The sequence below is a fragment of the Acidaminobacterium chupaoyuni genome (genome assembly GCF_047936785.1).
Classification (GTDB): domain Bacteria; phylum Bacillota; class Clostridia; order Oscillospirales; family Butyricicoccaceae; genus Acidaminobacterium; species Acidaminobacterium chupaoyuni.
This window is the reverse complement of record NZ_CP176394.1, coordinates 758,060-771,026: the sequence shown is the minus strand read 5'-3', so window position 1 is coordinate 771,026 and position 12,967 is coordinate 758,060. Positions and strand designations below refer to the sequence as shown.

The 12,967-nt window shown below is 54.2% G+C and carries 9 protein-coding genes; all 9 read right to left on the bottom strand.

Annotation, left to right across the window (positions count from 1 at the left end; all coding sequences use genetic code 11):
• Positions 1-71: 71 nt before the first annotated feature.
• The gene (locus tag ACJA3I_RS03715) at positions 72-1,235 is read right to left on the bottom strand and encodes an amidohydrolase (protein WP_458863428.1); all 1,164 of its coding nucleotides are present in this window, start codon (positions 1,233-1,235) and stop codon (positions 72-74) included.
• 78 nt (positions 1,236-1,313) lie between these two features.
• Complete coding sequence (cls, locus tag ACJA3I_RS03710; protein WP_458863427.1) at positions 1,314-2,783, bottom strand: cardiolipin synthase; 1,470 nt, start codon at positions 2,781-2,783, stop codon at positions 1,314-1,316.
• A gap of 190 nt (positions 2,784-2,973) precedes the next feature.
• A complete protein-coding gene (locus ACJA3I_RS03705) occupies positions 2,974-3,873 on the bottom strand; it encodes a patatin-like phospholipase family protein (protein ID WP_458863426.1) in 900 nt (299 codons plus the stop codon).
• Positions 3,874-4,187: 314 nt separating this feature from the next.
• Positions 4,188-5,600: a magnesium transporter gene (gene mgtE, locus ACJA3I_RS03700; RefSeq protein ID WP_458863425.1), complete on the bottom strand. Its 1,413-nt coding sequence runs from the start codon at positions 5,598-5,600 to the stop codon at positions 4,188-4,190.
• Between the two features lie 864 nt (positions 5,601-6,464).
• On the bottom strand, positions 6,465-7,631 hold the full coding sequence (locus tag ACJA3I_RS03695) for an iron-containing alcohol dehydrogenase (protein ID WP_458863424.1): 1,167 nt from the start codon (positions 7,629-7,631) through the stop codon (positions 6,465-6,467).
• Positions 7,632-7,854: 223 nt separating this feature from the next.
• The gene (gene eno, locus ACJA3I_RS03690; protein WP_458863423.1) at positions 7,855-9,165 is read right to left on the bottom strand and encodes a phosphopyruvate hydratase; all 1,311 of its coding nucleotides are present in this window, start codon (positions 9,163-9,165) and stop codon (positions 7,855-7,857) included.
• An 86-nt stretch (positions 9,166-9,251) separates the two neighbouring features.
• On the bottom strand, positions 9,252-10,778 hold the full coding sequence (gene gpmI, locus ACJA3I_RS03685; RefSeq protein ID WP_458863422.1) for a 2,3-bisphosphoglycerate-independent phosphoglycerate mutase: 1,527 nt from the start codon (positions 10,776-10,778) through the stop codon (positions 9,252-9,254).
• Positions 10,779-10,866: 88 nt separating this feature from the next.
• Positions 10,867-11,637 carry a triose-phosphate isomerase gene (tpiA, locus tag ACJA3I_RS03680; RefSeq protein ID WP_458863421.1) on the bottom strand — a complete coding sequence of 257 codons (771 nt, stop codon included), beginning with the start codon at positions 11,635-11,637 and terminating at the stop codon, positions 10,867-10,869.
• 33 nt (positions 11,638-11,670) lie between these two features.
• A complete protein-coding gene (locus tag ACJA3I_RS03675; protein WP_458863817.1) occupies positions 11,671-12,885 on the bottom strand; it encodes a phosphoglycerate kinase in 1,215 nt (404 codons plus the stop codon).
• Between the last annotated feature and the right edge of the window lie 82 nt (positions 12,886-12,967).

Below are 12,967 nucleotides of genomic sequence, written 5' to 3'. Positions count from 1 at the left end.
GCCGATCAAAATCGATCGGCCCTCCTGCTTTTTATGTTGTTCCCGCCCCGTTGGGGCAAGATGGTTTCTGCTTAGCCCTGATGTACGACGCAGCCGTCGATCATCGTGACGACGCATTTGCTCATGCTGCTGAAGGGATGGCCGGTGAACACGGCCAGATCGGCGTCTTTGCCCACTTCGATGCTGCCGACGCGATCTGCAACACCCAGCAGGGTGGCGGGTTCAATGGTCACGCCGCGGAAAGCCGCTTCTTCGCTCAGGCCGTGGCACATCAGCATGCCCACCGTCATCGGCAGATATTGTGTCTGAGAAGCGGTGTCGGCGGTGATGCAGACATGCAGGCCGGCGTTTGCCAGAATGCCGGTGTTTTCCACATTCATGCCGCGGATCTCTTCTTTGACCGGCGCCCACAGGTGGGGGCCGACCACGCAGGTCACCTGTTTCTTTTGCAGCACATCGACGATCTTATAACCTTCCGTCACATGCTCGATGGAATATTTCAGCCCGAATTCTTCACAGATCTTCATGGCTGTGCAAATATCATCCGCGCGGTGTGAATGGATGCGGCAGCGCATTTCGCCGCGCACCACGGGAACCAGCGCATCCATCTTGAAATCGGGCTTGGGGGGTTCTTTGGAAGGATCTTTTTCCGCCGCCAGCAGCGCGTCGGAATAGACCTTGGCGTCATGCAGCGTCTGGCGCAGCAGCGCCGCGGTGCCCATGCGGGTCATCGGCATTTTATTGCTTGTGCCGAAAACGCGCTTGGGGTTTTCGCCCAGCGCCATTTTCATCTGCTCTGTGCCGGGCAGAATCATTTCTTCGGCGGTATGGCCGCGCAGTTTATAAACAATGCCTGTGCCGCCGATCACATTGGCGGAACCGGGCAGTGTGCAAACCGTGGTGAAGCCCGCGTCGCGCACTTTTTCAATGGCATAATCCCAGGGGTTGATGGCATCCGCCGCGCGCACCTGCGGGGTGATGGGGTCGCTCATTTCGTTGCCGTCTTTGCAGAGAGAAGGCATGGTATCGGGTTCATTGAAGTTGGAGATATGGGTATGGGCATCAATAAGGCCGGGGGTGATATAGCCGCCCTTGGCATCGATGATCTCTGCCCCCGCGGGGATCTGCACTTCGGCGCCCACCGCGGCGATCTTTCCGTTTTCCACCAGCACCGTGCCGTTTTCATAGGTCTTGCCCGTGACGGTAACGATTTTGCCGTTTGTCAATGCAATCATGTTTTCATTTCTCCTTTTCCGATGTTTATTTTGATAAAACCGGCGCTTTGCCGGCTTGATGCTCTTGTTTCACGCCCGCTATAACAGCGGGGTGATGAGCCTTAACAGGCTTTCCTTGATCTTATCTTTCAGCGGTCTTGCCCGATAAAGCTCGGGGGTAAGCCTTGTGGCGCCGCGCATATCGTTTTCAAACGCGTGGCGGCATTCCAGCGCGAATTCTCTGTCATAGACCATGGCGTTGATCTCGAAATCGAGATCGAACGAACGGATATCGAAATTGGTTGTGCCCACCGAAGAAACCAGATCATCCATCACAAAGGTTTTGGCGTGAAGAAAGCCGGGATATAAATAAACCTTTGCCCCGCACCGCAGCAGCTCGCCCATATGTGAAAAAGTGACATGATAGGCATAGGGCTTATCGGGCACACCGGGGATCATCACCCGCACATCCACCCCCGAAAGCGCCGCGCAGCGCAGGGTGGCCATCAGCGTTTCATCCGGCACGAAATAAGGGGTTTGAATATAAAGATAACGCCGCGCGTGGGCGATCATCATCTGATAGCTTTCTTTGGTGTAAGGGTAGCTGCTGTCGGGCCCGCTGCAAATGATCTGCACCCCCGCGTTCCCCGTTTCTTCGGGTTCTTTCAAATAAAGCGGCAGGCTTTCTTCCGCATCGATCTTATCCTGATAGGGCTTCTTATGCTGAGAATCTAAATAGACCCAATCGCGCATGAACCGGAACTGGATATCGCGAACACAGCTTCCCGTCAGCCGAATGGAGGTATCTCGCCAAGGTTTGATCCGTTTATCATACCCAAGGTAATCATCACCGATATTAATACCACCAGTATAGGCTATTTTGCCATCGATGACGACCATTTTGCGGTGCATGCGGTAATTGATCTGAAGCAGGGTTTCGATGCGCGAAGGCAGATAGCCATAGACCATGCCGCCCGCGCGTTCCAGCGGCAAAAAATCAGCGGGCTTTGTTCTCAAACAGCCCAGTGTATCATAGATCAGCCGAACCTTGACCCCTTGTGACGCTTTGCGGGTCAAAAGCTGCAAAAAGCGTTTGCCGCTTTCATCTTTGGCTTTCAAAATAAAATAAAGAACATGGATGCTTTCTGTTGCTTCTTCGATCTCGGCAAACATTTTTTCATATTTTGCCTGTGCCGAAGTCAGCAAAACCGCCGTATTATCCTGTGTATAAACAGCGCCGCTGCCATGAAGATTGGAAAGCACAAGGTTCTGATATTCTTCGCGGCCCTGCCCGCTGATGGGCAGCTTGTCGCTCAGCAGCGCCTGCTGGGCGGCGATGCCTCCGCGGGCATATTCCGCCGCGCGCTCGCTGGGCCGCCAGCGGTGAGATAAAATTTTGAACTTCATGGTGCTGCCGAAGAAAAAATAAAGAATAAACCCCAGGAACGGCGCGAACGCAAAAATCAAAAGCCACGCCAGCGTGCTGCCCACTTGTTTTTTGCGCACAAATAAAATAGAGATGGCCGTTGCCAGGTTGACAAGGTATAAACAAAAAAGCAAAACGCCCAAGGCATTCTTCCTTTCCGAATTTTCTTTTTTACCGTTATGTTATTGCCGCGCCCACGGCGCCCATCGCCGCAGGCGGGCCGTGAAATAAAGTATAATAATCGCTTTGCGATTATTATATCACAGTTTGAACCTCAGCGTATTCCAAAATAGTTTAGCCGCTGTCGTTCACATTGCCCACAACCGGCTTTTCTCAGCGCCTTCCCGCGAATTTGCCCGTTTCGGCCGCAAGATAATTTTTCAGCCGCGGCAGCGCGTTTTCCATATCTCTGCGCCCCTCTTGATAAAGGGCTTTCAATTTCTCGGTGTTCTTTTCCACCGCCGAAACATTTACCGCTTTCTGGGGGCGAATCACGAAGACCTTCCCCGCATCTTCCAGCCGATCCAGCCGATCCATCTGTTTGTTATAACGGTCGTCCATTTGCAGCAGAGCTTTTTGCAGCGCGGGCCATTGGCTGAAGGCCCTGCGATAGACCAGCGCCAGCGAATGTTCGGGCGGCAGCGGCAAAGGCAGCGCTTTGCGCTGGCCGCGTGGATGGGTCAGCACGGCGATGACCTTTTCGTGGCCGTCTTGCAGCGCTTTTTCGGCGGGCACCGCGTCTGAGATGCCGCCGTCATAATAAAGCTCGCCGCCCACATCCATGGGCTTCGCCAGAAAAGGCAGGCTGCTGGAAGCCACCGCCGCGCGGAAAATTTCATCGCCCAGCTGCGTTTTTTGAAAATAGGCGGCCTGCCCTGTGCGGCAGGAGGTGGCGACGGCGATATATTTTTGCGCCGAAGCAAAAAAGATGCCGTAATCAAACGGCACCAGCCGTTCCGAAAGTTCACCGAACATAAAATCAAAATTAAAGGCGCTGTGGTTTTTGATCAGCTGGCCGATGCCCAAATAGCGCGGGTCGCGCACATAAGAAAGGTTGATCTGGGCCGATCTGCCGATTTGCCGCGAAACATAGCTCAGCCCGTTCAGCGCGCCGGCCGATACGCCGTAGACCGCCGAAAAATAGAGATCATGTTCCATCAAAACATCCAATACGCCCGAAGTATAAACGCCGCGCAGCGCGCCGCCCTCTAACACAATTGCTCCCGGCTCCATTCGTTTTCCCGCCTTTCCGTTTTTAAAATATATGGGCATCATAACGCTTTCTTGCATAAAATGCAAGGTTTCACGCCCAAACCATCTTTCGGGCGGTATTTTTCAAAGCCCGCCGTCCCCTGTTATTGTTGCTGCACCGGCCCTTTTTTATCCCTGTTTTTCCCTGACAAAAAAGGGCGCGCCGCAAAACGGAACGGTCAAAGCCCTTCCCCCACAAGAATTTCTGTTCGGATCTCTTTCCGACACAGCTTGCAGGGTCGAAGCTTGGTTCGACCGCGATTTTGCAGCGCGCCCCGGCGGCTCTTTATTTGCTTTTATGCCAAATGGAACACATTGATGAGCAGCAGCCAGCCCAGGCCATAATAAGAGATCACCGCCACCAGATCGTTCACCGTGGTGATCAGCGGGCCGGAAGCCACAGCAGGGTCAATTCCTATCTTCTGAAAGAACAGCGGAATCACCGTGCCCGACAGGGCGGAAAGGATCATCGCCAGAATCATCGCCAGCCCCAGGCAGCCCGAAATGGCAAACGAAAACAGCGGCGAATTCCCCTGTATGCAAAGGTAACCGCCGATCACGACAAACGACAAAACGCCTAAAATCAGCCCGTTGAGCAGGCCGATGCGGGATTCTTTCCAAACAAGGGCGGCCTGTTGCTTGCCCGAAACCTGTTTATCCATCAACACACGAATGGCCACGGCCAGCGATTGGGTTCCCACATTGCCCGCCATATCAAGAATCAGCGATTGGAAACACATGATAATGGGCAGCTGCGCCACGATCGATTCAAACAGCCCCACCACCGAAGAAACGCCCAGCCCCATCACCAGCAGGATGACCAGCCACGGCAATCTTTTGCGCACGCTCATGCGGATGGGTTCCACCAGATCTTCTTCGGCCGTCAAACCGGCCAGCTTAGCGTAATCATCATTCAGTTCATCTTCGATCACGCCCACCAGATCGGGGGCGGTGATCACGCCGATGAGCCGGTTGTCGTTATCCAGCACAGGAATCGAATCTTCGGAGTAATCTTTGATCTGTGAAATATAATCTTCGATCAGCGATTTCGCATAGGCATAGGGATAAGAAGTGGTCATGATATCCCGCAGCGCCGTGCCTTCGCGGGCGATGATCAAATCTTTCAGATCGATGGCGCCGCAAAAAGTCTGGTTTTCATCCACCACATAAAGGGTGGTGATGTTATCGTTTTCGGCGGCCTGTTCGATCAGGCTGGACATTGCTTCTTTGATCGAAGCGTTATCGCGAATGGCAATGTAATTCGTGGACATTTTGCTGCCGATCTCGTCTTCATCAAAAGAACTCAGCAGCCGGATCTCAGACCGGGATTCGGCGTTCATCAGGTCGATCAGGGAATCCCGTTCTTCTTTTTCCATCTGCTGCAAAACTTCCACAGCAGAAGCAACTTCCATCTGTGAAAGCACTTCCACCTTTTTGCGGATGGTCAGTTCCTGAATATATTCGGCCATTCGTTCGGAATATTCCAGAATATTGGCCAGCGCTTCCACATCTAAAATCTTATAAAATTTGCCGCGCTCTTCTTTGGTGAGCAGATCAAGGGCCAGGGCGACATCTTTTTCGTGGTAGGAAAGGATCTTTTCTTTCAGGCCCTTGGGGGTCAGGTTGCTGCGGATCATCCCCGCGATCTCAACGCTGTAATCGGGATGAGCCGCCGCCATGCCGGTTTCAATTTTTTTCACTTCGCTCATTTTTTGCGCCTCCTTTACACATCAAAAATTCGGGTAAAGGCGGGCATAGATTCCACATACTGCCGAAAAATGGGCATAAAAATGCCATCGCCGGCGCTAAGCGGATGCTCTACACTCGCTTTCGCTGATGTAGTGCAGCGTTAGAACAGACAATGGCGCTCTTTTATCAACAGAAAAAGACGGTCAGAGCACAGACGGCCCTTCGCCATATGCTTTCTGGCAACAAAAGAGTGCCTTGCCTATACTTCGACTACTACTACCGTCCATGGTCTCACCTCACAATTTTTTAAATGATTTAAAACGGTTTTTCCTGCCGCACGCAAGTCTTCAGGCAAACCGCACGAACCGTTCAACGGCATCAGGCAGTCAGCCGCCCCAGGCGGGCCGTAAAATAAAATATCATAACCGTTTGCGGTTATTATACCATGAGTGCGAAGCACGAATGGTATAAAGTGGCCGGCGCCGTAGGCGGGCCGTGAAATAAAATATCATAACCGTTTGCGGTTATTATACCATGAGTGCGAAGCACGAATGGTATAAAGTGGCCGGCGCCCCAGGCGGGCCGTGAAATAAAATATCATAACCGTTTGCGGTTATTATACCATGAGTGCGAAGCACGAATGGTATAAAGTGGCCGGCGCCGTAGGCGGGCCGTGAAATAAAATATAATAACCGTTTGCGGTTATTATACCATTTATTTGTAGGATATTCAATCTTTCAGCGCCGAATTTCGCCCTCTTTTTTCTTGAAAAAGTTCGGTTTTCTCTTTGAACGGATGCTTCCCCCCAGCCGCGAACCGTTTGAAAAAGCCGGCCGCCCAGCTTTTTGGGGCGACCGGCTTTTCTTTCTTCTTGCGGCAGATTTTTAGAAGCAGGCGCGATAGATCTCTAACACATCCTTGGCGGAAAGGGGCTGGAACGCGCCTTGCAGCGCGGGTGTTGCCGCTTTTTTCGCCATGACCTCCAGATGATCTTCCGTGATGCCCACTTCATGCAGCGAAGCGGGGATCTTCAGCTCTTTGGTGAAAAATTCCTGTGTGCGGTCGATGGCCTTTTCGGCGATCTCTCTTTTCGGCAGAGAAGCATCGATGCCCCAGACATTTTTGCCATAGGCGGCGAACTGATCCACCGTTTCTTCGCAAAGCACATGGCGCATCCAGGCCGGGGTCAAAATGGCAAGACCCACGCCATGGGTGATATCAAAATAGGCCGAAAGCTCATGTTCCATGCTGTGAACGCCCCAGGGCACAAATTTGCCCAAACGGATCAGCCCGTTGATGGCCAGAGAAGAAGCCCACATCAGGTTTGCGCGCGCTTCGTAATTTTCGGGCTCGCGGCAGGCGATGGGACCATAGCGGAAACAGGTTTTCAAAATCGCTTCGGCCATGCTGTCGAGCAGATAAAAATCTTTATGCACCGAGAAATAGTTTTCCAGCGTGTGGCTGATGATATCGGCCGTTCCCGCCGCGGTGTGATAAGCGTTCACCGAATAAGTGTAGGTGGGATCGAGCACAGAAGCTTTGGGGCGCATATCGGGATGGCTGATGGCCAGTTTATCATGGGTATCTAAATTTGAGATCACCGCGCCGGCATCCATTTCAGAACCGGTGGCCGACAGGGTGAGCACGGAAAACACCGGCAAAACCTTGGTGACAGGGGCTTTTTTGATCACGAGATCCCATGCGTCGCCCTCATAAAAGGTTGCCGCCGCGATCACTTTTGAACAGTCGATGGTGCTGCCGCCGCCCACGGCCACCACGGCCTGCAGGTCATGCTCGCGGCAAAGCGCCGCGCCGCGGTTCACCGAGGCAACACGGGGGTTTGGTTCCACGCCCGAAAGCTCTTCATAGGCAATGCCGTGTTCTTCAAAAAGCCGTGTCAACTGCTGATAAACGCCGATTTTTTTGATGCTGCCGCCGCCATAGACCAGCAGCACGCGGTCGGCATATTTTTTGATCTCGGCGGGCAGTTTCTCGATCTCGCCCTTGCCAAAGAAAATTTTCGTCGCGATATCATATTCAAAATTCTGCATTGTTTTCACTCCTTTTGTTTTGTTGCCCCTATCATACCACCAAAAGGGGGAGGTCTGTCAAGCACCGAAACTATTTTTGTCGTTTTCTTCCTTTTAAAGAAGCGCCGCCCCTGCCGCGGCGCAGCCGCCCGCCGCCGTTCCGCCTGTTTTTGCAAAAAAGCGGCAGGCTTTTGAACCATCGTTTCAAAAGCCTGCCGTCTGGATATTTTATAAAATCGGTGCGTTATTTCAGGTTGAACCACGCATCGCGGCCCAAAAACTGCGCCGCATCGCCCAATTCTTCTTCGATGCGCAGCAGCTGGTTATATTTCGCCACGCGGTCGGTACGGCTGGGGGCGCCTGTTTTGATCTGGCCCGCGTTGAGCGCCACCGCCAGATCGGCGATGGTCACATCTTCCGTTTCGCCGCTGCGGTGACAGATCACGGCGGTATAACCCGCGCGATTGGCCATTTGAATGGCTTCCAGCGTTTCCGTCAGGGTGCCGATCTGGTTGACTTTGATGAGGATGGAGTTTGCCACGCCCAGTTCGATGCCTTTTTTCAGCCGCTGTGTGTTGGTGACGAACAGGTCGTCGCCCACCAGCTGGATCTTCTTGCCCAGCGCTTCGGTCAGCATTTTCCAGCCTTCCCAATCTTCCTCGCCCATGCCGTCTTCCAGCGAGATGATGGGATATTTCTCGGCGAAGCCTTTCCACATTTCCACCATCTGAGCGCGGGAAAGCTTTTTGCCCGCCTTGGGCATGATGTAGCATCCGCCGTCTTCTTTGCTATACCATTCGGAAACCGCGGCATCCATGGCGATCATAAAATCGCCGCCGGGCTGATAGCCGGCCTTTTCGATGGCTTCCACGATCACTTTCAGCGCGTCTTCATCTTTTTCAAGGTTGGGGGCAAAGCCGCCTTCATCGCCCACAGCGGTGGCAAGGCCCATGCCGCCCAGCACCTTTTTGAGGGTATGGAACACTTCGGCGCACATCCGCAGCGCTTCCATAAAGCTATGGGCGCCCACAGGCATGACCATGAATTCCTGAATATCCACATTATTGGCCGCATGCGCGCCGCCGTTTAAAATATTCATCATGGGCACAGGCAGAGTCTTGGCGTTGAAACCGCCCACATAATGATAAAACGGAATGCCCAGCGCTTCGGCCGCGGCATGTGCGCAGGCCATGGAAGCGCCCAGGATCGCGTTGGCGCCGATGCGGCTTTTGTTGGGGGTTCCGTCAAGCTCGATGAGCATGCCGTCGATGATGTTCTGATCCATGGCGTTCTGGCCCATCAGGCATTGGGCGATCTCGGTGTTCACCGCGGCCACCGCCTTGGTGACGCCTTTGCCCAGATAGCGTTCTTTCTCGCCATCGCGCAGTTCGCAGGCTTCAAAAATGCCTGTGGAAGCGCCCGAAGGCACCGCCGCGCGGCCGCGATAAGCTTCTTTTCCGTCATGCACAAAAACTTCCACTTCCACTGTGGGGTTGCCGCGGCTGTCTAAGATCTCGCGGCCCACCACATCGGTGATCTCTAAATATTTTCTCATGTTTTCTGCCTCGCTTTCTGTCCTTTCGGTTTCCTTTTCGGCGTTCTGCCTGTTTTCATGGTATATCTTTGCCCGATTTTAAAAAATTAATCTTTCAAAAGGCTTTTGCCCGTCATTTCGGCAGGGATGGGCAGGCCCAGAAGTTCCAGCATGGTGGGGGCGATATCGCATAAGCGGCCGCCTTTTTCAAGGGCAGCGCGGCGGCCCACCAGAATCAGCGGCACTTCGTTTGTGGTATGCGCCGTGAAGGGGGTGCCGTCTTCTGCGGCCATGCAGTCGGCGTTGCCGTGATCGGCGGTGACCAGCGCGCAGCCGCCGGCTTTTTCAATGCTTTCAAGCACTTTGCCCAGGCATTCATCCACGGTTTCCACGGCTTTCACCGCCGCGCTGAAGATGCCGGTGTGGCCCACCATATCGCAGTTGGCGAAGTTCAGAATCACCACATCATATTTACCGCTTTCGATGGCGGGGCAAACGGCCTCTGTCACCTCATAAGCGCTCATTTCGGGCTTGAGGTCAAAGGTTTCCACCTTGGGGGAATCGATGAGGATGCGGTCTTCGCCGGGGAAGGTCTTTTCTTCGCCGCCGTTAAAGAAAAAGGTGACATGGGCATATTTTTCGGTTTCAGCGATACGCAGCTGGGTCTTGCCGTTTTCCGATAAATATTCGCCCAGAATGTTTTTCAGCGATTGGGGTTTGAACGCCACTTCCACATGGGGCATCGCGGCGTCATATTGGGTGAAGCAGACATAAAAGGGGCGGATGCATCCCGTTTTGCGCGCGAAGCCGTCGAACGCTTCATCCACCAGTGTGCGGGTGATCTCGCGGGCGCGATCGGGGCGGAAATTAAAGAAGATCACGCTGTCTTCGCTGTGGATGCCCGCGTTTTCGGCGCAGCGCACGGGTTCGATGAATTCATCGGTCTTGCCCGCGGCATAAGAAGCTTCCACCGCCTGTTCGGCGCTGCCGCAGAAAGGCCCTTCGCCCAGCGCCACGGTTTCATAGGCTTTTTCCACGCGATCCCAATGCTTGTCGCGATCCATGGCATAAAAGCGGCCGCAGACGCTGGCGATCTTTCCGCAGCCGATCTTTTCGATCTCGGCTTCCAGCGCGCGCAGATAATCAAGCCCCGAAGAAGGGGGCACATCGCGGCCATCCATAAAGCAATGCACATAAACTTTTTCCTGCCCGCAGCGCTTGCAAAGTTCCAGCAGCGCATACAGGTGGCGGATGTGGCTGTGCACGCCGCCATCGGAAAGCAGGCCCATCAGATGCACCGCGCCGCCGTTTTTCTTTGCCTGTTCCACCGCGGCCGTCAGCGCTTCGTTTTCAAAAAAGCCGCCGTCTTCGATCTCTTTGGTGATGCGGGTCAGTTCCTGATAAACCACGCGGCCCGCGCCGATATTGGTGTGGCCCACTTCGCTGTTGCCCATCTGCCCCGCGGGCAGGCCCACATCAAGGCCCGAACATTTGATGGGCTGCCAGGGGCAATCCGCCATCAGGCGATCCATCACCGGGGTGTTTGCGCGGCGGATGGCGTTGGAAGGGCCGTCGGCCGCCAGGCCGTATCCATCTAAAATAAGCAAAGCCAAAGGTTTTTTCTTCGTTGTCATGCAAGATTCCTTTCTGTTTTAACGGGGTTTCGCCCCCGGAAACGGAAGACGCCCCGCGGAGATGTTTTCTTTCCGCGAGGCACTTTTTTTATTGGTTGGAAGCATCGATGATCTTCACGAAATCATCGCATTTGAGGGATGCGCCGCCCACCAGGCCGCCATCCACATCGGGCATGCCCAGCAGCTCCTGGGCGTTGCCGGCGTTCATCGAGCCGCCGTAAAGGATGGTTACCGATCGGGCGTGGCGGGCGCCATAGATCTCGCGAATGCATTCGCGGATGGCGCGGCCCACTTCATCCGCCTGTTCGGCGGTGGCGGTTTTGCCTGTGCCGATGGCCCAGATGGGCTCATAGGCGATCACGACTTTTTTCACATCTTTCGGGTCAACGCCCCAGAAGATGGTTTTGATCTGCATTCTGACATAATCGATGGTCAGGTTCTTTTCGCGCTGCGCCATGCTTTCGCCCACGCAGACGATGGGGCGCAGGCCGCATTCCAGCGCGGCGCGGGTCTTCAGCGAAACGGTGTCTTCGTTTTCGTTGAAATACTGGCGGCGCTCGGAATGGCCGATGATGACATATTTGATGCCCAGCGCTTTCAGCATTTCGCCCGAAACCTCGCCGGTATAGGCGCCGCTGTTTTCATAATGCATATTCTGGGCAGCGATTTCAATTTTGGTGTTTTTGGCCGCTTTCACCGCGGTGGGGATATCGATATAAGGAACGCATACCACGGCTTCGCACCATTTGGCGCGGGCGGCGTGGGGTTTCAGCTGCGCGATAAATTCTTTTGCTTCGGCGGGTGTCTTGTTCATTTTCCAGTTGCCCGCGATGATCGTCTTGCGATATCGTCTGTTCATAATTACCTCTGCATCTGTAAATTGGAGTTACGGTTAGAATTCCTCGTTCATATCGGGTTCGGCATCCATCAAACACGCGATGCCGGGCAGCTCTTTGCCTTCGATCAGCTCTAAAGAAGCGCCGCCGCCGGTGGAAATATGGGTCACGCGATCGGAAAAGCCCAGCTGTGTGATGGCCGCCGCGCTGTCGCCGCCGCCGATGATGGAGATCGCGCCGGATTCGGCCACGGCCCTTGCCACTTCACGGGTGCCGTTGGCGAATTTTTCAAATTCAAACACGCCCAAAGGCCCGTTCCAAACAATGGTGCCCGCGTTTTTGATAAAGTGATGGAACTTTGTGATGCTTTCGGGGCCGATATCCATGCCGCCCATGTCATCGGGCATCCGGCGGGCCGGCACGACCTGGCTTTCGGCTTCGGGCGAAAATTCACGCGAAACCACCACATCGGTGGGCAGGATCAGCCGCACATTGCTTTCAAGCGCCTTCAAAATGATATCCACCGCCACATCCAGCTTGTCGTCTTCTGTGGGCGATGTGCCCATATGGCCGCCCAGCGCCTTTAAGAAGGTATAGCTCATGGCGCCGCCGATGATGATGGTGTCGCATTTTTCGATCAGCGCGTTGATAACGCCGATCTTATCGGAAACCTTCGCGCCGCCTGTGATGGCCACAAAGGGGCGGGCGGGGTTCGTCAGCGCTTTTCCCAATACGCTGATCTCTTTTTCGATCAAAAAGCCGCAGACGGCGGGCAGATAAGCCGCCACGCCGGCGGTGGAGCTGTGGGCGCGGTGAGCGGTTCCGAACGCATCGTTCACATAAATATCCGCATAAGACGCCAGTTTTTTTGAAAATTCGGGATCGTTTTTTTCTTCTTCTTCATGGAAGCGAACATTTTCAAGCATGACCAGCTCGCCCGGGCGGATCTCGGCGCAAAGGCGGTCGGCATCTTCGCCGATCACATCATTGGCCAGCGTTACCGGCATTTTCAAAAGCTCGGAAAGGCGTTTTGCCACAGGCGCCATGGAATATTTGGGGTTGACCTTCCCCTTCGGTCTGCCCAAATGCGAAACAATGATCACGGCGGCGCCGTTTGTCACCAGATAACGCAGTGTGGGCAGCGCGCCCACGATGCGGCGTTCATCCGTCAAATGGCCCTGATCGTCGATGGGAGTATTGAAATCACAGCGGATCAACACTTTCTTGTCGCGCACATCCACATCGCGCACGGTCTTTTTGTTGAAGTTCATCACGATAATCCCTCTTCTCCGGCAACGATAAAAAAATTTGTTTGCCCCCATCTGCGGTTGCCGGTCGCAGCGGTGCTTCTCT

What these genes read in the sequence shown, in the direction of transcription:
- gpmI (WP_458863422.1), bottom strand. Translation starts at nt 10,778, where the DNA reads ATGACAACGAAGAAAAAACCTTTGGCTTTGCTTATTTTAGATGGATAC.
- ACJA3I_RS03675 (WP_458863817.1), bottom strand. Translation starts at nt 12,885, where the DNA reads ATGAACTTCAACAAAAAGACCGTGCGCGATGTGGATGTGCGCGACAAG.
- mgtE (WP_458863425.1), bottom strand. Translation starts at nt 5,600, where the DNA reads ATGAGCGAAGTGAAAAAAATTGAAACCGGCATGGCGGCGGCTCATCCC.
- eno (WP_458863423.1), bottom strand. Translation starts at nt 9,165, where the DNA reads ATGAGAAAATATTTAGAGATCACCGATGTGGTGGGCCGCGAGATCTTA.
- ACJA3I_RS03705 (WP_458863426.1), bottom strand. Translation starts at nt 3,873, where the DNA reads ATGGAGCCGGGAGCAATTGTGTTAGAGGGCGGCGCGCTGCGCGGCGTT.
- ACJA3I_RS03715 (WP_458863428.1), bottom strand. Translation starts at nt 1,235, where the DNA reads ATGATTGCATTGACAAACGGCAAAATCGTTACCGTCACGGGCAAGACC.
- tpiA (WP_458863421.1), bottom strand. Translation starts at nt 11,637, where the DNA reads ATGAACAGACGATATCGCAAGACGATCATCGCGGGCAACTGGAAAATG.
- ACJA3I_RS03695 (WP_458863424.1), bottom strand. Translation starts at nt 7,631, where the DNA reads ATGCAGAATTTTGAATATGATATCGCGACGAAAATTTTCTTTGGCAAG.